This window comes from Devosia ginsengisoli (assembly GCF_007859655.1).
GTDB lineage: Bacteria > Pseudomonadota > Alphaproteobacteria > Rhizobiales > Devosiaceae > Devosia > Devosia ginsengisoli.
Genome location: NZ_CP042304.1, coordinates 1,514,079 through 1,532,422 on the forward strand (window position 1 = coordinate 1,514,079; position 18,344 = coordinate 1,532,422).

An 18,344-nucleotide genomic window follows, 5' to 3' on the forward strand; every position below is an offset into this window, starting at 1 on the left:
CATCCGCCATGCCCGGCACGGGCCGCACCTATTACATAGCCGGCGCCGGAATCGCCGGCATGACGCTGGCTCTGGCGCTCGCCAAGTTCGGCGCCACCGTGGTGATCCTCGAGCGCAGCCTCACCATTTCCGAATTCGGGGCTGGCCTGCAGATCAGCCCTAACGCCCGGAAAATCCTCGACAATCTCGGCCTGGACCAGGCGCTCTCTGCCCGCAGCCTCGAGCCTGATGGCATCGACATCTACCCCCATCGCGGTTCTGCGCCACTGGTGACGCTGGAACTCGGCGCCGTCATGCAGCAGCGCTTCGGCGCCCCCTATGCCGTCATGCACCGCGCCGATCTCGCCGACGCCCTCTACAAGGCCTGCCGGCGTTTCGCCAATATCGACATCGTCTTCGGTGTCAGAAATTGGGATGTGGTCTCCCACGCCCGCGGCGTCACGGTTTCCATCGACGAGGCCAACGGCCAGACCCGCACCGGCCGCGGCCACGCCTTCATCGGCGCCGACGGCGTCCATTCCCGTACCCGCACCGACATAATCGGCGGCCCGCCAGCCCGCTATACCAACAGCGCCGCCTGGCGCACCCTGCTGCAAGCCCCTGCAGTCAAAGACAAATTGCCGCTCGACCGGGTCTCAGTCTTCCTCGCGCGCGACTTCCACGCGGTCACTTATCCCCTGCCCCATCGGGGTCAGGTAAACTTGGCCCTGTTCGCCCCACAGCGAAATCCGTCCGACAAAGGAGAAAGTCCCGCCCTGCCGCAGAGCATCACCCGCTGGCCGCTGCTATCCTCGATCATCGAGACGGCAAGCGACTGGACCTCCTGGCCGCTCTACACCGTTGCCGCGCCATCATGGCACCGCGGCAATATCGGCCTTCTCGGCGATGCCGCTCACGCCATGGTGCCATTCCAGGCCCAGGGCGCCGCCATGGCCATCGAGGATGCCGCGGTCCTCGCCCCCCTGCTCATCGCCGAGTCCCATGCCGAAACCGCCTTCGAAAAATACCACGAAAGCCGCCACCGCCGCACCGCCCGCACCGCAGGCCTCTCGGCCGCCAATGGCCGCATTTTCCACCTGCCATGGCCACTAAGCACGGCCCGCAACACCGTAATCGCCCTGCAAGGCAGCCGAGGCCACCTGCGCCGGCTGGCCTGGCTCTACGGCTACGAGCCCTGACGCCCATACGCCGCCAGAAACACCCGCACCGCTTCCTTCGCCACCACCCGCAATTGCGCATCATCAGGCAATTCGCCATCGCCCATCAACATGGCGCGATTGACCGGCTCGGCCATGACCAGCCAGTTGAAATTGGTCGCCGCGACCTCCGGCTCCGGGCAGGCCAGCAGCGCGCGCCTGTCGAGCCGCCCGAAAATCCCCGCCAGCACCTGCATCGCCCGCTGCGGCCCGCGCTCATAGAGCACCCGCGCCAGGTCGGGAAACCGGCTGACCTCACCGATCACCAGCCGGCGCAATTGCATCAGCCGCGGCGTCATCACCACCGAGAGCTGCCGGTGGGCATAGTCGAACAGGAATCGCTCCAGCGCCGCGGCACTCTCAGGCTCGGCCGGCGCCGTATGCACACGCAGGTCGGCCGCCCCGGTCATCGAGGTCACCACCTCGATGAACAGCGCTTCCTTGCTGCCGAAATTCTTGTAGACGGTCTGCTTGGACACGCCGGACATGGCGGCGATTTCGTCCATGTTGGCCCCGAGATAACCGGCCTTGAGAAAGGTCTCCGTCGCCGCCGCCAGCACCGCCTGCCGCTTGCGCTCGGAACGCCCCGCCCCAACAGGCACATCGTCATGATCCACAGCCATCATCGTCTCCAGCCAAAGCATCGCGTGGAAAAGCCTGTCCCGGACCTGATCCGGTTTCCCGCAAAAAACCACGCGACAACAAGGAGATAGAGCCACGGATTGATTCTCAATCGCATCAGGCTTCGAACTCCACTTGACAATCATACTGGACAGTCTAGTTTGATGCAACTTCAGAACTAGACCGTCCAGTTCTCATCGAGAGGAGACTCCGCCATGCCAGCCTCACGTCCCAACACGCTCGCCGTCCCCGGCGCCGAGCTCTATTACGAAACCTGCGGCACTGGCCCGCTGCTGCTGATCATCCCCGGCGGCCCACAAGATGCCGGCGTCTTCGCTGAACTCGCGGCGGAATTGTCCAACCAATACAAGGTTCTCGCTTTCGATCCCCGCGGCAATTCCCGCACCACGACCGAAGCCGAACCAGGCACCCTCGACGTCGATCTCGTCGCCGACGACGCCGCCGCGCTGATATCAGCCAATGGCGGCGGCCCGGCCTTCGTCTTCGGCACCAGCGGCGGCGCCCAGATCGGCCTCAGCCTCGCCGCCCGCCACCCCGACAGCGTCGCAGCCCTGGTGGCCCACGAGCCCCCGACCATCATGCTCCTGCCCGATCCCGAGCCCGCTTTGGCCGGTGAACGCGCCCTCCATGAAACCTACAAGCGCGATGGCGTCGAGGCCGCCATGGGTCAGTTCTTCGCCGAAAACGGCCTCGACGGCGACGATTCCGAGGGCCCGCCGGACTTCGACATGCCGCCCGAAGCCGCCGAAACCTTCGCCCGCGTCTCCGCCAATTTCGAATACTGGCTGGCCCACGGCATGCTTCCCCTCAGCACCTACCAGCCCCGGCTCGACGTTCTGCGCAGCGGCAAACCCCGCATCACCGTCGCCATCGGCGAGCAATCCGCCGGCCAGCCCATCGAGGCCATGGGCCAGGCCCTGGTCGCCCGACTGGGCATTGCCCCTACCCCCTTCCCTGGCGACCATATGGGTTTCGAGACCGACGCCGCCGGCTTCGCCGCAGCCCTCGACCGCGCCTTCAAGGAGACCCAGCATGGCTAAGGATGAAGCCGAAAAATACCTGATGGAAAATGCCGTCTCCCCCGATCACAAGGTCCGGGTCGACAAGGCCCGCTTCATGGCGATGAAGGAGGCGGTGCTTGCCGTATTGCCCGTGGAGGCCCCCGGCATGACCCCGGCCGAACTGCGCGAAGCCATCCGACCGATCCTGTCGCAGGAACACTTCCCCGGCGGCGAAAAGGCCGGCTGGTGGATGAAAGGCGTGCAGCTCGACCTGGAATTCAAGGGCATCATCGCCCGCGGCAGCACCAAGCCGGTTAAGATCTACAAGCTCTGATCGGCTACCGAGCTTCGCTGACCAACCTACTCAGCCGCGCCCACAGGTCCTCGATCGTATCGGCAAACTGCACGGCTCGCTCATAACCCGGCAGACCCGGCGACAGCACGTCGGCGGCATAGCCCCGCATGACCTCATAGGCCCGGTGCCGGTTGAGCATCACCACCGGCGGCGTCCGCCCCTGCGCCCGCGCCGCCGCCCAACTGCCGAACAGCGTCGAGGCCGAGGCCAGCGAGCCGGGCAAAGCCACATAGGCATCGGCCAGTTGCGCCACCCGCGTCAGCCGCTCGTCGCGGTCCGGCAACACTTCCATCGTCACGCCGGCCAAAGCCCTGGGCAGCGCAATGGTCGCATCGGCCACGATCTGCACCAGCCCGCCCGCCGTCCGCGCTGCCGTGATCAGCGGCACCGGAATGACCCCATTTTCCGCCAGGCACACGATATGGGCGCCGCGCCGGGCGAAATACGTCCCCGCCTGGCCCATGATCGACGCCCGCTCAGGGTCGCCCGGCCCCTTGTCCGAGGCGAAGACGGCAACGACGGGTACGGTGGTGGCGGGATCCGTCATGTTCATCGGCCGCGCTTCAAGCCGCCGAGAATGCCGCGCACCAGCGCGCTGCCGAGCCGATTGGCCACGGTGCGCGCCAGCGAATTCATTGCTGCTTCGCTCGGCGTCTGTCGGCTCGAACTACGGCGCGGCTTGTCGTCCTGATAGGTCCGCTGGGCCTTGGCCGCCTCGTCATCCTGCCGCTGGCGTTCCTCGGCCAATTGCCGGTCGCGCGCCTTCTGCGCCAGCTTTTCAAAGGCCGATTCCCGGTCAACGACAGTGTCGTAAAGCCCCGCCACCGGCGAATTGGCAATGATCGACCGGCGTTCCTCGGGCAGCAACGGCCCCACCTGCGCCGAAGGCGGCCGGATCAACGTGCGCCCCACCACCGAAGGAATACCCTTGGCTTCCAGCACCGAAACCAGCGCCTCGCCAATGCCGAGCTGGGTGATGACTTCGGCCGTCGAAAACTCCGGATTGGGCCGGAATGTATCGGCCGCCACCCGCACCGCTTTCTGCTCGCGCGGCGTATAGGCGCGCAAGGCGTGCTGCACCCGGTTGGACAACTGCGCCAGCACCGATTCGGGAATATCGACCGGGTTCTGCGTCACGAAATAGACGCCGACGCCCTTGGAGCGCACCAGCCGCACCACCTGCTCGACCTTGTCGATCAGCACTTTGGGCGCATCGTCGAACAGCAGATGCGCCTCGTCGAAAAAGAACACCAGCTTCGGCTTGTCCGGGTCGCCCACTTCGGGCAGTTCCTCGAACAGCTCGCTCAGCATCCACAGCAGGAACGTCGCGTAAAGCCTTGGGGCGCGCATCAATTCGTCCGCCGCCAGGATCGAGATAAAACCCTTCCCGTCCCGGTCGGTCCGCATCAGGTCGGCAATATCCAGCGCCCGTTCGCCGAAGAAATTCTCCGCCCCCTGCTGTTCCAGCACCAGCAAGGCCCGCTGGATAGCGCCTATCGAGGCCGTCGAGACATTGCCGTAGCGCGTCGAAATTTCCTTGGCCCGCTCCTGGATATCCACCAGCAGGGCCCTCAGATCCTTGAGGTCGAGCAGCAGTAACCCTTCGTCATCGGCCAGCTTGAAGGCGATGTTGAGCACGCCTTCCTGCGTGTCGTTGAGCTCGAGCATACGGCTCAGCAGCAGCGCGCCCATTTCCGAAATGGTGGCGCGGATCGGATGGCCCTGCCGCCCGAACAGATCCCAGAAAATTACCGGGAACACATCGTCCTTGAAGTCGTCAAAGCCGATATCCTTGGCCCGCTGGCTCTGCCAGTCCTGCGCCGCGCCCATCTTGCCGACGCCGCTCAAGTCGCCCTTGATATCGGCGGCAAATACCGGCACCCCGGCGGCCGAAAATCCCTCGGCCATCACCTGCAAAGTCACCGTCTTGCCGGTACCGGTCGCCCCGGTCACCAGCCCATGGCGGTTACCATATTTCAGGGCGAGGTATTCGGGATGCGTGCTGACCCCGAGAAAGATCTTGTCGTCAACGAGCATCGCGTCGCCATCCTTTAGAGTTGGGTTCTTATAGCCGCCCCGGTCGCGGCGGGACAACTCGTAACTCTGTTTTCCATTGTTGATGGCGGGATCGGCCCGGGCACGGCACAATGGAAACATGAGAAAAACCATGCTCGCCAATCGCCGCCATGTCCTTGCCGGACTTGCCATTCTGGCCGCCACGCCGGCCGCACGCGCCCAGTCCGTGCTCGATGCGACGACGCTCGGCGTCGTCGGCGGCACCGGCCAGAATCAGGGTGCAGCCCTGCAGGTCGCGCTCGATCGGGCAGCGGCCACCGGCCAGGTGCTGCAATTGCCCGCCGGCATCATCCATGTGCGCGGTCTCGATTTCCCGTCCAACCTTGTGGTCCAGGGTGTTCCAGGCAGCACCGAATTGACCCTGCAGCCCGACGGCAATGCCATGTCCATCTATGATCGCGGCACGCTGGTGCTACGCGACATCGGCTTCGCCGCGGGCCAGGCCGGCCTCACCATCGAAGCCAGCGACGATATCACCCTCGAGCGCTGCCGCTTCCGGGTCTCCGATATCGGCGTCAGCATCAACGATGCCGGTGTCACCATACGCGATTGCCATTTCACCGAATTGGGCGATGCCGCCATTCATGCCATGGACAGCCGCGGCCTGTTCATATCAGGCAACACCATCACCCATTGCGGCAATGCCGGCATCCGCATCTGGCGCTCCGAAAACGGCGCGGACGGCTCCATCGTCACCGGCAACCGCATCGCCAATATCGAATGGCGCGGCGGCGGCAACGGGCAGAATGGCAATGGCATCAACGTGTTCAAGGCCGACGAGGTCATCGTCGCCAGCAATCACCTCGCCGATTGCGCCTTCACCGCCGTGCGCCTCAACTCCACCCATAACAGCCAGGTCAGCGGCAATACCTGCCTGCGCTCGGGCGAAGTGGCGATCTTCTCCGAATTCGCCTTTTCCGGCTCGGTCATCGCCAACAACATCATCGACACCGCCGCCACCGGCATCTCGATCACCAACCTCGATACCGGCGGACAACTGGCCGTCTGCTCGGGCAATATCGTGCGAAACATCACCCCGGCCTCGCTGGTAAACCCCGACACCATCCCCATCGGCATTTTCGCCGAAGCCGAAACAGCCATCACAGGCAATACGGTGCAGAACGTACCCGGCGTCGCCATCGCGGCGGGCTACGGCACTTTCCTGCGCAATGTACTGATCAGCGCCAATGTGGTCAGCGACAGCAATATCGGCATCGGCGTCAGCGTAGTGGATGGAGCCGGAGCGGTGATGATTGCGGACAACGCCATCTCCGCCCGCGACTACGCAATCGTCGGCCTCGCCTGGTCGGACGTGGTCGAACCGGATCTCATCGCCAATGCCGGGCGCTATGGAAATGTGAGCCTGCGGTAGATCAGCAGGCCCGCAATTCCCCGACTTTGGCCCCGCGCACGCTTTTGATCGGCTGATGCGCCAGCGTCTCAAGCAATGCCTTTTGTTCCGCATCCGGGTTGGCCAGTTTCAGCAGCATACCGGCCAGCATGGCCTGTGACGCGGCAATATTGCCGTCGTCGCATTTGAGGGCATAGCCCCAGCCCTTGTTTCGGATGGCGCCGCATTGCACGCCTTCGGCGCCGATCTTCTGCATCAGGCGACCCTTGAACGCCGTCATCAGCAGCGTATCGGCATGGCCGGTGCCCGCCACTAAGTGGGGATGGCTGGTTGCCGCATCGAACAGGCGTTGGGCTGCCGTCCCGAGTTCAGTCGACAGGCCCTTGCCCGTCGCCATGCGCGCAAAGCCAAAGGCAAAGGCCCGCAGGGGCGCGGCGAAAGTGGGAATGGAGCAGCCGTCGGTGCCGCATTTGCCCTCGGTCAGGCTCTCGCCGATCACCGCCTCGACGGCGCCGCGCACGGCCTTCTGCACATCATGCTCGCGACCGACATAGCCCGCCGTCGGTACGCCCATCGCCAAAGCCACGCTCAACATGCCGGAATGCTTGCCCGAACAATTATTGTGCAAGGCGCTGGGCTCGCTACCCGCCGCCCGCAGGGCTTCGCGTGCCGTCGCATTGGTCGGCATATGCGCACCGCATTCCAGATCGGCCACCGAAAGCCCCATGCGGGTCAGCAGGCCCCTGGCCGTGGCCACATGCACATCCTCGCCATGATGGCTGGCGCAAGCCAGCGCCAGTTCCTCCTCGGAGTGGTGGAACCGCTCATCGGCATGGCGTGCAAAGATCGGCAGCGCCTGCATGGACTTGATGGCCGAACGCGGAAAGACCGGCCGTTCGATATCGCCTTCCGAGGCGATGATACGGCCATCGGCATCCACCACGGCATAGGCGCCACGATGGCGGTTTTCGACCCAGTTGCCGCGAATGGTCTCGGCAAGAACGGGATTGGCAGTCATCACAAAAAACTCCGGTCCAGGCTGGTTCTCACGAACAGCGCAGGACCGGAAAAGTCAACAGAGCATGGGAAGGAGGCAGGCACGAAACTGGTATCGGCGAGGGTGGAGGCCCGGACAGAATGCGGTTTACGATCTGCGGCGATGGTTGAGCCGCAATCCGCCGGGTCTCCGCCGTCGCCGATATCCGAGGCGCCTCTTGGCGCTCTCGTCAGGGGCGCCTCAAAGCGAAGCGCGCCCGACCGGCATTAGAGGTCCCAGTCGTGAACGACGGTGAGGTAGCGGGAATTGACCCAGCCCGCGGTGTTCTGCGCCCCCACCAGGCACCAGTCCGAACCGGACTTGGCCTCGATGCAGCGCTCCACCCAGACATGGCTGCCCGGGGTGAAGGCGCCGACCTGCTGCGAATAGGAAGCCGGCCATTTGCGGACATTGAGCTGGTCCCAATGGGCCACGCCCGTCACCTGGGCCAGTTGATCCACCTGGTAGCCGGCGGCCATGGCGGGCTGCACGGCGAAAGCGCCAGCGGCGACGACAACCAGGCCGCAAAGCGAGGCGACGAGTACTTTTTCTTGGTTCTTGTTCATTCTGTCCCCCTGGACATCTCGTTTGTGGGATCACCCTGCCCGACCCGGCTTGAACTGGTCCTGAGACCCGTGTTCAGAAACCGTTCATCTGGCGGGCAGGGTTGCGGGCCAGGTCAACGCATGTCGCGCTGGTGGACATAGAGGTAGATGCTGTCGCCGCCGCCGAAGAACAGCGACACCACGTCATGCTGGTCGTAGCCCTTGGCGGTCAGGGCAGCCATCAGCGTCCTGTTGCGGGCCAGCGGCAGCCGCAGCGTGTCGACATTGCCGTCGATGAATAGCCAGCTATAGTCGTTGCCACGACCGATCAGGCCATACTCGCAAACGGGCACGAGATAGACCGGCTGCCCGTTGATCGATTCGATATCGGCCCGGCTGACGCGCGGCATGAAGCCCAGTTGATCGTCACAGTCACTGTTTTCGTGCGTGATGGGATTGTTCGGACCACCGGGTACAGCAGCGAACTGCGCGGCGCTGGGCAGCGTGGTGGCGGCGGTGGCAAGGCCGACTAGAACGGCCAAGGCGGTAAGTTTCAACATCTGACGTCTCCTGTGTTTGGGTGGCCAACTCATGCGGCCTTCTCGATGTGTCATCGAGCGTGACGCTGTTCTGAGCCCTGGCCCTTGAATGCTCCCTGAGACGCGCGTTCATCAGCGGTTTACCCTCTTCACCCGCACCGGAAGCCGTTGGCAGACGGGCGGTTCCGGCTTAGGCTGGCGCCGAGGCAAGGATAAAAATAGCCTGCAAACAGAGGAGGTTCGCATGCCCAAGGTTCTGGTGACGGGTGGCAGCGGCAAGCTGGGGCGCGCGGTGCTGCGGGACCTGGTGGCGCATGGCTACGACGTGCTCAACATCGACCAGCAGGCCCTGCCCGAACCCATTTGCCCCAGCGTGCGGATCGACCTGACCAATTTCGGCGAAGTCGCCGCCGCCATCCTGGGTGGCGTGGACGAGCGCAAGGGACCCTTCGATGCCGTGGTGCATCTGGCCGCCATTCCGGCGCCGGGCCTCGCCGCCAATGCCCGCACCTTCGCCAATAATGTCCCGACCACCTACAACGTCTTCGAGGCCAGCCGCCTTGCCGGCATCAAGAACATCGTCTTCGCCTCCAGCGAAACCGTGTTGGGCCTGCCCTTCGACACGCCCCCGCCCTATGCCCCGGTCGACGAGGAATACTATCCGCGCCCTGAATCGGCCTATTCGCTCGGCAAATTGCTGGACGAGACCATAGCCGCCCAGTTCTGCCGCTGGGACCCGGAGTTGCGCATTGTCGGCCTGCGCTTTTCCAATGTCATGAACCCGGAAGACTACGCCGCCTTCCCAAAATTCGACGCCGATCCGCGCAGCCGCAAATGGAACCTCTGGGCCTATATCGACGCCCGCGACGGCGCCCAGGCCGTCCGTCGCTCGATCCAGGCGGATTTCACGGGCTTCGAGGCCTTCATCATCGCCAATGCCGACACGGTCATGAGCCGCTCCAACATGTCGCTGCTGGCCGAGGTCTTCCCCGATGTGCCCACCAAGGGCAACCTCACGGCCAATGGCACGCTGCTCAGCATCGAAAAGGCCAAAAACATGCTGGGCTTTTCGCCGCAATATTCCTGGCGCAACGAGGTCGCCGCCAAAGGCTGACTATCGCCAAATTTGCATACGGAATGTGCAGAAACGTATCTTGTGCCTTTTATGGGCAGCGGCATACCTTTTTGCCGATGCCCAGTCCCGACCTCTCCATTCTGATCATCGGCGAGAACCCCATCCGAGCTGCCATCATCGAGGATGGGCTGCGGGAGGCCGGCCACTCGCGCGTCTCGATGCTTCATGAGGTCAACGCGGCAGCCCGGACCATCCAGGCCGCCCTGCCCGACGCCATCATAATCGACCTCGAAAGCCCCAGCGGCGGCACACTCGATCATTTCTTCTCGCTGTCCCGCACGATCCAACGGCCCATTGCCATATTCGTGGATCGCTCGGATGGCGCCATGATCGACAAGGCTGTCGCCGCTGGCGTCGCCGCCTATGTGGTCGATGGAATGAGGAAGGAGCGCGCCAAACCCATCCTCGACATGGCCATTGCGCGTTTCAACGCCTTCGCCAGCCTCACCCGCGAATTGGAGCAGGCGCGCGGCGAACTTGAAGATCGCAAGCTCATCGAACAGGCCAAGGGCATCCTCATGCGGACGCGCAATCTCAGCGAGGCTGACGCTTATGGCCTGCTCCGCTCCACCGCCATGAACCAGAACCAGAGAATGGTCGACATCGCCCGCGGCCTGGTGACGAGTGCCGCCCTGCTCGGTTCATAGGAAATCGCGGCGCGCTGCACGCACCTGATGGAACCACTTGCCGGCGTTCGGCCTTGCGTTGAATGGTCCGCCTGTGTCAACTGCGCGACACAACGAGGCCGGTCAGGATTCACAAGGTTAGCGCCCAAGTATGCAAGCAGCGACCCGTTCACGCCTGACCCTCGCCTGCATTCTGGTGACCATCCTGCTGGATATGATCGGCGTCGGCATCATCGTGCCGGTGCTGCCCGAACTGCTCGAAGATCTTACCGGCGGCAGCGTCGCCGATGCCGCTGTCATCGGCGGTTATCTTATCTTCGCCTACGCCTTCATGCAGTTCGTTTTCTCCCCTGTCCTGGGCAATCTCTCCGATCGTTTCGGTCGCCGCCCGGTGCTGCTGGCATCCCTGCTTGGCCTCACCTTCGACTACCTGATGATGTCGATCGCTCCGGTGGTCTGGTACCTGTTCATCGGCCGCATCATTGCCGGCATAGCGGGCGCTGCCCTGGCCACGGCCACCGCCTATATGGCCGATATTACCCCGCCCCATAAGCGCACGCACCGCTTCGGCCTCATCGGCGCGGCCTTCGGCCTCGGCTTCATTATCGGCCCGGTCATCGGCGGCGAGCTTGGCGAATTCGGCCCGCGCGTCCCCTTCTACGCGGCGGCCGGTCTGGCCTTCGCCAATTTCCTGTTTGGTCTGCTGGTCCTGCCGGAAAGCCTGCCCAAGGCCTCGCGCCGCAAATTCGACATCCGCCGCGCCAATCCGCTCGGCGCCGTGGTCGCCTTGAAGGCATATCCCTCGGTATTGTGGTTGCTGGCCGTGCTGTTTTTCTTCCAGCTTTCGGCGCAGGCGCTGCCCACCGTGTTCAGCTATTTCACGGTGGAAGTGTTCAACTTCAGTTCCTCGGCCATCGGCCGCACGCTGGGCGCCTTTGGGCTGGGCTTCGCCATCAGCCAGGCCGTGATCGCCGGGCCTCTGTCGCGCGGAATTGGCGAACCGGCCGTCGCCATGATCGGCCTGCTGGCGGCGGTGGCAGCCTTCGCCGCGCTCGGCTTTTCCAGCGATCTCTACATGCTCTATCTGGCGATCATGGTCGGCGCGGTCAGCGGTCTGGCGCCCCCCGCGATCAATGGTGTCCTGTCGCGGCAGGTGCCCGACAACAGCCAGGGCGAATTGCAGGGCGCGGTGAATGCCGCCAGTTCCCTGGCCACGATTATCGGCCCGTTGGCGGCGACGCAGATTTTCTCCTACTACACCACCACGCCCGGCTCGGCGGACTATTTCCCCGGCGCCCCATTCCTGGCAGCCAGTGTGAGCGTGTTCGCCGCTTTGGTGATCTTTGCCGTTGCGGCCTGGCGCTTCGAGCTTGGCCGCCGGCCCAGTGTCGCCGACCACCCGCACGTCCCCGAAACGCCGCCGCCAGGCCAGGTGCGTATCGCACCCATCGAAGAAGATGCCGATGGAAATCCGTCCCGCAACTGATGCCGACCACGAAGCGATCCTGGACATTGTCGCGCCCACGCTGGCGGCCGGCGAAACCTATGCTATCGCCCGCGATCTCGACCGGGTCGGTGCCGGCGCCTACTGGTTCGGGCCGACGCACGAGGTCTTTGTCGCCCAGGAGGACGGCACCGTGCTCGGCACCTATTACCTCATGGCCAACCAGCAGGGCGGCGGCGCCCATGTCGCCAATTGCGGCTACATGACTGCCCCTGCGGCCCAGGGCAAGGGCGTGGCCCGCGCCATGTGCGAGCATTCGCTGCTCCGCGCGAAAGAGCGCGGCTTCCGCGCCATGCAGTTCAACCACGTCGTCTCGACCAACGCCCGCGCCGTCGCCTTGTGGCAGAAGCTAGGCTTCGACATCGTCGGCACCCTGCCCCAGGCTTTCAACCACCCGGGGCACGGTTATGTCGACAGCTACGTGATGTTCCGCTCGCTCATCTAGCGGCACGTACGCCATCGATCACATTGCTTCCCAACTGCAATCCTGCTGCCGCCATTTAACTGTTCCTTATGGGAAAATCGGCCTCATGGCTGAACGGGAGTTGTGAGTCCAACAGTGTCCGGACAGTTTTTCTTTTCTCTGCTGAATCCGGTGGTCACGGCAATGCTGGCGACCACCTTTCTGCTGCTGTGGCGCCAGCGCCCGGACCAGACCTATCTTGCCGTACTGAGCCTGTCCTTCTTCGCCTGCGGCCTAGCCTTCGTGGCCAATGACTTCATGCAGCCCTTCGATTCTCCGCTGTCGCGCATCGTGGCCAATGTGTTTTTCCTGGCCGCGACGGTGGGCGCCTGCATCGGCGCACTACTGCGCGCCAAAGTCGCCGTTCCCGTCAGGTTTTTTGCCCTTGTCTGTGGCCTCTGCGCAGCCGGCTTTTGCTGGTTCCTCTTCGTGTCGCCATCGACCGAAGCGCGCATCTACGTCGTCAACGCCGCCTATGTCGTCATCGGCTCGGCTTCCGCCCTCGCCCTGATCCGCGCCCGCCCGTCCAGCGGCCTGGACTGGACCTTTGTGGTACTGATGGTGTGCCTTATAAGCTTGGGGATTATCCGCCCGTTCGCGGCCTTCATGGACAGTCTCGACACCTATGGCGGCGGCGCCCTGCGCTACTCCACCTATTGGGCCACCGTCCAGGCCGCGACGCCCGCCCTTGCCATAGCCGTGGGCATCGCCTTCCTCGTCGCCCTTGCCGAAAGGGTAAACGACGAGTTGCGCCTCGAGGCCGACCGCGACTTCCTCACCGGCCTGCTCAACCGGCGCGGCTTTCACAAAGGCGTCCACCTGGCCCTGGCCGGCAACCGTTTTGGGGCTCTTCGGCCTGCGGTCATCATGGTCGATATCGACAATTTCAAGCGCATCAACGACGAGTTCGGCCATGCCGTGGGCGACGATGTCATCGCTGCGATTGCCCATGTCCTGACCAAACACGGCGAAGCCGATTTGACCGCGCGCACCGGCGGGGAAGAATTCACCCTGTTCTACCGCACCGGCACGGACGAAGACCTGCGGGAGCGGGCCGACGACATAAGGCTGGCGGTATCTCAGGCCCGCATTCCCGAAGAATGCCCGGTCACGGTGAGCCTGGGCCTGTATTCGGGCGCTCGCCACGACACGATTGCCGAGATGATGGCGGCCGCCGATCAGGCCCTTTATGACGCCAAGCGTTCCGGGAAGGATCGCGCCGTCCTGGGCACCAGTACTTCGCCCCCGGCGGATGCCAATCTGGACCAGCGCCAGTTCCGCCAGCCCAAGACAGGCTGACAGCCAACAAAAAACCCCGCCGAAGCGGGGCTTTCTCGTCGCTTATTTTCCCAGCGTGCTGGGCCAGGTACCGTGCAGATCGCTGCCCCGGCCGACAATCTCGAAGCCATGGGCACCGAAGAAATCGCGCTGACCCTGGATCAGGTTGGCCGTGCCCTGCGCCTGGCGGTAGCTGTCAAAATAGCTCAGCGCCGCCGACAGGCAGATCATCGGGAATTCGCCGACGGCTGCCGCCGCGACGACCTTGCGCAGGCTGGGATGGCTGTCCTTCATGATGGCCACAAAATCGGGCACCACGAGCAGATTGGCATTGCCGCCCTTCTCATAGGCGGCCGACATCTGATCGAGGAAGCGCGAGCGGATGATGCAGCCGGCGCGCCAGATCTTGGCGATGGTCGCCAGCGGCAGGTTCCAGCCATTTTCCTCGGAGGCCTTGGCGATCACCGCAAAGCCCTGCGCATAGCTGACGATCTTGCCAGCCAGCAGCGCCTTTTCGAGATCGGCCAGCGTCACGTCCGTCTTGGCGCGGCTGGGCTTGCCGTAAATGCCCTCGGCCGCCACGCGCTCATCCTTGCGCGACGAGATCGAACGGGCCGCAACAGCGCCCTCGATGGCCGTTGCCGGCACGCCCATCTGCTGCGCGGCAATGGCGGACCACACGCCGGTACCCTTCTGGCCAGCCTTGTCGAGGATCAGTTCGACCAGCGGCTTGCCGGTCGGCTCGTCCACGGCGGCCAACACATGGCCGGTGATTTCGATCAGGTACGAATTGAGTGGACCCTTGTTCCACGCCTTGAACACTTCTGCGCAAGCGGTTGGATTCATGCCCAGACCATCGCGCATCACGCCATAGACTTCGGCGATCATCTGCATGTCGCCATATTCGATGCCGTTATGGATGGTCTTGACGAAATGGCCCGCGCCACCCTCGCCCAGATAGGCCACGCAGGGCTCGCCGTTGAACTTGGCGGCAATGGCGGTCAGCACCGGCTCGGCATTATGCCACTGCGCCTTGGACCCGCCGACCATGATCGAGGGACCATGGCGCGCGCCCTCCTCGCCACCAGACACGCCGACGCCGAGATAGCCGATGCCCTTGGGCTTGAGATAGTCGAAACGGCGCTGGGTATCGGTGAACAGCGAATTGCCGCATTCGATGATAGCGTCGCCCTGTTCCAGATGCGGCAGCAACTGCTCGATCATGTCATCCACCGGCTGGCCGGCCTTGACCATGATGATGATGGAGCGCGGGCGCTTCACCGCCGCGACGAAATCGGCCAGCTCATACTTGGCGATGGTCTTGCCATCGAGGCCTTCCTTCTTGGCCTCGGCCACAAATTCGTCGATACGCCCGGAAGACCGGTTATGGACCGCGATAGTGTAACCCTTTTCGGCAATGTTGAGGGCGAGGTTGGAACCCATCACCGCCAGGCCGATCAGGCCGATATCCGCAGTCGACATACAAGCAGTCCTTCCGAGATTTCTTCGACGCATGCACTTAACGCATGGCGCCGAACCTGACCACAAACCAGCTTGCGACGGAAGTCGTATTTACGGGTTTTTGAGCAAACCTCCGCTTCATGTATGGAAGATTTTTGTCGCATGGGTTCCAAACTTGCCACTGGCCGGCCCGTCCTCTAACAACGGCAGTAGTCAGCCCATGGATAGTGCGACATGACCAGCATCGCCGACCAGTTCAGCCTCGCCGGTAAACGTGCCCTGGTAACCGGCTCCAGCCGCGGCCTCGGCTATGCCATGGCCGCCGCCCTGGCCGGTGCGGGCGCCGCCGTCGTGCTCAATGCCCGCGACACCGTCGCCCTTGGCGCTGCTGCCCAGGACCTGGCCGCCACGGGTGCCACGGTCAACGCTGTGGCCTTCGACGTCACCAGCCGCGACAGTATCGATGAGGCCGTGACTCATATCGAGAACGAGATCGGTCCGATCGACATCCTCATCAACAATGCCGGCATGCAGTTCCGCTCCAGCCTCGAAGCCTTTCCGCCCGAACGGTTCGACCAGGTCATAGCCACCAACCTGACCTCGGTCTTCAATGTCAGCCAGCCGGTGGCCCGCCACATGATCGCCCGCGGCCGCGGCAAGATCATCAATATCTGTTCGCTGCTATCTGAGCTGTCGCGCCCGTCCGTCGCACCCTATGCGGCCACCAAGGCGGCCGTCGCCAATATCACGCGCGGTATGGCGGTCGACTGGGCCCGCCACGGCCTCAACGTCAACGGCATCGCGCCGGGCTATTTCGCCACCGAACTCAACGAAGCGCTGCTCAAGGACGACAAATTCAACGCCTGGATCGAGACCCGCACGCCGATGGGCCGCTGGGGCCAGCCGGAAGAACTGGGCGGCGCGGTGGTGTTCCTCGCCTCTGAAGCCGCGCGCTTCGTCAATGGCCACATTCTCTATGTCGATGGCGCCTTCACCGCGACCGTCTAGGACAGGACGCCATGCCGCTTACCCCATCTCGCATCATCATCGCCATGGGCGTCAGCTCGTCGGGTAAATCGACCGTCGGCCAATCCATCGCGCGGCGCCTGCATGTGCCCTTCCTCGATGGCGACGGCTATCACCCCGAGGCCAATGTCGAAAAGATGCGCGCCGGCATTCCCCTCAATGACGAGGACCGCTGGCCCTGGCTGGAACGGCTGGCCACAGCTTTGCACGAAGCCGCCGACCGCAAGGGCGCTTCGGTCGGCGCCTGCTCGGCGCTCAAACGCGCCTATCGCGACTTCCTGGTCGAAAAGGCCGGCGAGCCCATCACCTTCGTTTATCTCGACGGCTCCCGCGACGTCATAGGCGAACGCATGGCGCGGCGTCACCACGAATACATGCCGGCCAGCTTGCTCGACAGCCAGTTCGCAACGCTGGAAATCCCCGATCCGGAAACGGAAAATGTCCTGGCCGTTCCGGTTACCGATAGTGTCGAAAAGATCACCCAGACCGTGACCAAGGCGCTCGACCACCTCAAGACCTTCAAGCGCTGGCAATAGACCGCCGGCGTGCCAGCAGCGCAGCACCGCGCGGGGCCAGCCGGTAGCCGATTTCGAGGCTCTCCGTGAGCCCCAACGCCTTGAGCTGGCGCACTTTGGCTTTCAACTTGAGCTTGTCGAGACCCACCTCGTCCGCCAACGATTGCGCCAGCCGACCCGGATAAGCCTCGATCAGCAACAGCATCTGCTCGGTCCAGGCTCCCCGCGCATCGAGCCGCGCCAATGCCGGCTCCACCGCATCCAGATCGTCCATCGACTCGCGCAGCGCGATACGTGGGTCGGCCTCGCCCGGCCGCACCTGTATGCGGTGGAGCGCACCCGGCTTGCCCTTGTCGAGCCAGGTTTCCAGTGCCGCAAGATCGGCGAAGCCGGCTCGCCTGAGATCATCGGTCGAGACCGCCGCCAATGTCACGACGTCGACGGCGTCGATGGCCAGCACACCCTTTGCCGTCACCAACGTCCCGCCGGTCTTGACCGTGGGTCGCGTCCAGCGCCGGAACAGGATATCTACCCGCCCGGCCCAGATCGCATCGAGATCGGCGGACCGGATCAGCATCGCCTACTCCGCTGCCGCCGGCGTGGCGACAAACCGCCCCTGACCATAGGCGACCAGCGCCGCCGCCCCAACCACGACCAGCGCTCCGCTGACCGACCAGATATCCAGCGCCACGCCCAGCAGCGCCAGGTCGAACAGGAACGCCCAGATGATGCCCGAATATTCATAGGCCGCGAGCAGCGATACCGGCGCGCGGGCCACCGCCTCCATCATCAGCACATGGCCGACGCCACCCAGCACGCCTGCCCCAGCCAGCAGCATGAAGGCATAGGTGTCGAGCTCGGCCCAGCCGAACAGCGTCGTCGCCAGCCCGACCAGGCTGCAGATCACCGCGAAGCTGAGGGCAATGCTGGCCGGCGGATCAGTCCGCGTCAGGTCTTTCACCTGCACGCGCGACAGCGCATTGGTCGCCGCCATCGCCACGCCTGCCGCGACCCCGATCAGCGTGCCCTCGCGCACTTCCGCGCCGACCAGAGACGGATAGAGCATCAGCAATATGCCGGCAAAGCCCAGCACCACGCCGACGAAGATCACGGCACCCGGCCGCTCGCGCAGGAACGTCATGGCGGCCACGATGGAGAGGATCGGCGCCAGATAGCTCAGTGCCGTGGCCAGACCCACCGACAGATAGGCCAGCGAGATGAACGAGAAGAACATCACCGCGCAGCCCAGCAGGCCCCTTATCAGGTGCTTGTGCGGATATTTCGTCCGCAGCGACGCTCCCAGCTGGCCGCGAAACGCCATGTAGATCACAATGGGAATGAGCGCGACAAAGCTGCGCCAGAACACCAGTTGCCCCACCGGGGCAATCTTGGCGGCTTCGTGAATGGCAGCGGACATGGCCGCCATCACGATGAGCGCGACGGTGGCCAGCCACAGGGCGGCGGCGGGATTCGGCTTGGTCATGTGGCAGCATTAGCGCTGCAGCGTTTGCAGGAAAAGTGGCAACCACTTTTCCGGTTCGAAAACGCGGCGAAACAGATCGGCGCCGGCCTGTCACGCCGGCGCCCTAACCCGT

General features: G+C 64.1%; 20 protein-coding genes. 11 read left to right on the plus strand and 9 right to left on the minus strand.

Annotated elements, in window-relative coordinates; all coding sequences use genetic code 11:
* Positions 1-8: 8 nt before the first annotated feature.
* On the plus strand, positions 9-1,178 hold the full coding sequence (locus FPZ08_RS07530) for an FAD-dependent monooxygenase (RefSeq protein WP_146289400.1): 1,170 nt from the start codon (positions 9-11) through the stop codon (positions 1,176-1,178).
* Here FPZ08_RS07530 and FPZ08_RS07535 read toward each other — a convergent pair.
* Positions 1,166-1,819, minus strand: coding sequence for a TetR/AcrR family transcriptional regulator (locus FPZ08_RS07535; protein WP_246132825.1), 654 nt, complete (start codon positions 1,817-1,819; stop codon positions 1,166-1,168). The two genes, FPZ08_RS07530 and FPZ08_RS07535, sit on opposite strands and share 13 nt — an antisense overlap.
* A 213-nt stretch (positions 1,820-2,032) precedes the next feature.
* On the opposite strand from FPZ08_RS07535, the gene FPZ08_RS07540 reads away from it, so the two are divergent.
* The gene (locus FPZ08_RS07540; RefSeq protein ID WP_146289402.1) at positions 2,033-2,878 is read left to right on the plus strand and encodes an alpha/beta hydrolase; all 846 of its coding nucleotides are present in this window, start codon (positions 2,033-2,035) and stop codon (positions 2,876-2,878) included.
* Positions 2,871-3,173 carry a DUF6958 family protein gene (locus FPZ08_RS07545; RefSeq protein ID WP_146289403.1) on the plus strand — a complete coding sequence of 101 codons (303 nt, stop codon included), beginning with the start codon at positions 2,871-2,873 and terminating at the stop codon, positions 3,171-3,173. The genes FPZ08_RS07540 and FPZ08_RS07545 overlap by 8 nt, the downstream gene beginning before the upstream one ends.
* 4 nt (positions 3,174-3,177) lie before the next feature.
* On the opposite strand, the gene FPZ08_RS07550 is transcribed toward FPZ08_RS07545, so the two are convergent.
* Complete coding sequence (locus FPZ08_RS07550; protein ID WP_146289404.1) at positions 3,178-3,747, minus strand: LOG family protein; 570 nt, start codon at positions 3,745-3,747, stop codon at positions 3,178-3,180.
* Positions 3,744-5,231 (minus strand): helicase HerA-like domain-containing protein, encoded by a 1,488-nt coding sequence (locus tag FPZ08_RS07555; RefSeq protein WP_146289405.1) that lies wholly within the window; start codon positions 5,229-5,231, stop codon positions 3,744-3,746. Before FPZ08_RS07555 ends, FPZ08_RS07550 begins: the two co-directional genes overlap by 4 nt.
* Before the next feature lie 130 nt (positions 5,232-5,361).
* Between FPZ08_RS07555 and FPZ08_RS07560 the strand changes: the two genes are divergently transcribed.
* Complete coding sequence (locus tag FPZ08_RS07560) at positions 5,362-6,642, plus strand: TIGR03808 family TAT-translocated repetitive protein (RefSeq protein ID WP_186767243.1); 1,281 nt, start codon at positions 5,362-5,364, stop codon at positions 6,640-6,642.
* 1 nt (position 6,643) lies between these two features.
* Here the strand turns inward: FPZ08_RS07560 and FPZ08_RS07565 are convergent, their stop codons facing one another.
* The 3 genes from FPZ08_RS07565 to FPZ08_RS07575 form a co-directional block, all read right to left on the minus strand.
* A complete protein-coding gene (locus tag FPZ08_RS07565; protein WP_146289407.1) occupies positions 6,644-7,639 on the minus strand; it encodes an asparaginase in 996 nt (331 codons plus the stop codon).
* A 245-nt stretch (positions 7,640-7,884) separates the two neighbouring features.
* A complete protein-coding gene (locus FPZ08_RS07570) occupies positions 7,885-8,223 on the minus strand; it encodes an SH3 domain-containing protein (RefSeq protein ID WP_146289408.1) in 339 nt (112 codons plus the stop codon).
* Between the two features lie 113 nt (positions 8,224-8,336).
* A complete protein-coding gene (locus tag FPZ08_RS07575; protein WP_146289409.1) occupies positions 8,337-8,762 on the minus strand; it encodes a hypothetical protein in 426 nt (141 codons plus the stop codon).
* Between the two features lie 223 nt (positions 8,763-8,985).
* On the opposite strand from FPZ08_RS07575, the gene FPZ08_RS07580 reads away from it, so the two are divergent.
* The 5 genes from FPZ08_RS07580 (at position 8,986) to FPZ08_RS07600 (ending at position 13,768) form a co-directional block, all read left to right on the plus strand.
* Positions 8,986-9,855, plus strand: a complete 870-nt coding sequence (locus tag FPZ08_RS07580) for an NAD-dependent epimerase/dehydratase family protein (protein ID WP_146289410.1) — start codon at positions 8,986-8,988, stop codon at positions 9,853-9,855.
* Between the two features lie 77 nt (positions 9,856-9,932).
* Positions 9,933-10,523, plus strand: a complete 591-nt coding sequence (locus FPZ08_RS07585; RefSeq protein ID WP_146289411.1) for an ANTAR domain-containing response regulator — start codon at positions 9,933-9,935, stop codon at positions 10,521-10,523.
* Positions 10,524-10,653: 130 nt separating this feature from the next.
* The gene (locus tag FPZ08_RS07590; protein ID WP_146289412.1) at positions 10,654-11,988 is read left to right on the plus strand and encodes a TCR/Tet family MFS transporter; all 1,335 of its coding nucleotides are present in this window, start codon (positions 10,654-10,656) and stop codon (positions 11,986-11,988) included.
* A complete protein-coding gene (locus FPZ08_RS07595; protein ID WP_146289413.1) occupies positions 11,966-12,451 on the plus strand; it encodes a GNAT family N-acetyltransferase in 486 nt (161 codons plus the stop codon). Before FPZ08_RS07590 ends, FPZ08_RS07595 begins: the two co-directional genes overlap by 23 nt.
* 114 nt (positions 12,452-12,565) lie before the next feature.
* Positions 12,566-13,768 (plus strand): GGDEF domain-containing protein, encoded by a 1,203-nt coding sequence (locus FPZ08_RS07600; RefSeq protein ID WP_146289414.1) that lies wholly within the window; start codon positions 12,566-12,568, stop codon positions 13,766-13,768.
* Positions 13,769-13,810: 42 nt separating this feature from the next.
* Here the strand turns inward: FPZ08_RS07600 and gndA are convergent, their stop codons facing one another.
* Positions 13,811-15,229: an NADP-dependent phosphogluconate dehydrogenase gene (gndA, locus tag FPZ08_RS07605; protein WP_146289415.1), complete on the minus strand. Its 1,419-nt coding sequence runs from the start codon at positions 15,227-15,229 to the stop codon at positions 13,811-13,813.
* Positions 15,230-15,442: 213 nt separating this feature from the next.
* On the opposite strand from gndA, the gene FPZ08_RS07610 reads away from it, so the two are divergent.
* Both FPZ08_RS07610 and FPZ08_RS07615 read left to right on the plus strand, forming a co-directional pair.
* On the plus strand, positions 15,443-16,216 hold the full coding sequence (locus FPZ08_RS07610; protein ID WP_146289416.1) for an SDR family oxidoreductase: 774 nt from the start codon (positions 15,443-15,445) through the stop codon (positions 16,214-16,216).
* A gap of 11 nt (positions 16,217-16,227) precedes the next feature.
* Positions 16,228-16,770 (plus strand): gluconokinase, encoded by a 543-nt coding sequence (locus tag FPZ08_RS07615; protein ID WP_246132826.1) that lies wholly within the window; start codon positions 16,228-16,230, stop codon positions 16,768-16,770.
* Here the strand turns inward: FPZ08_RS07615 and FPZ08_RS07620 are convergent.
* Positions 16,754-17,326 carry a hypothetical protein gene (locus tag FPZ08_RS07620; RefSeq protein ID WP_146289417.1) on the minus strand — a complete coding sequence of 191 codons (573 nt, stop codon included), beginning with the start codon at positions 17,324-17,326 and terminating at the stop codon, positions 16,754-16,756. The genes FPZ08_RS07615 and FPZ08_RS07620 overlap by 17 nt on opposite strands.
* 3 nt (positions 17,327-17,329) lie before the next feature.
* Positions 17,330-18,232 (minus strand): DMT family transporter, encoded by a 903-nt coding sequence (locus FPZ08_RS07625; RefSeq protein ID WP_146289418.1) that lies wholly within the window; start codon positions 18,230-18,232, stop codon positions 17,330-17,332.
* Positions 18,233-18,344 lie beyond the last annotated feature (112 nt).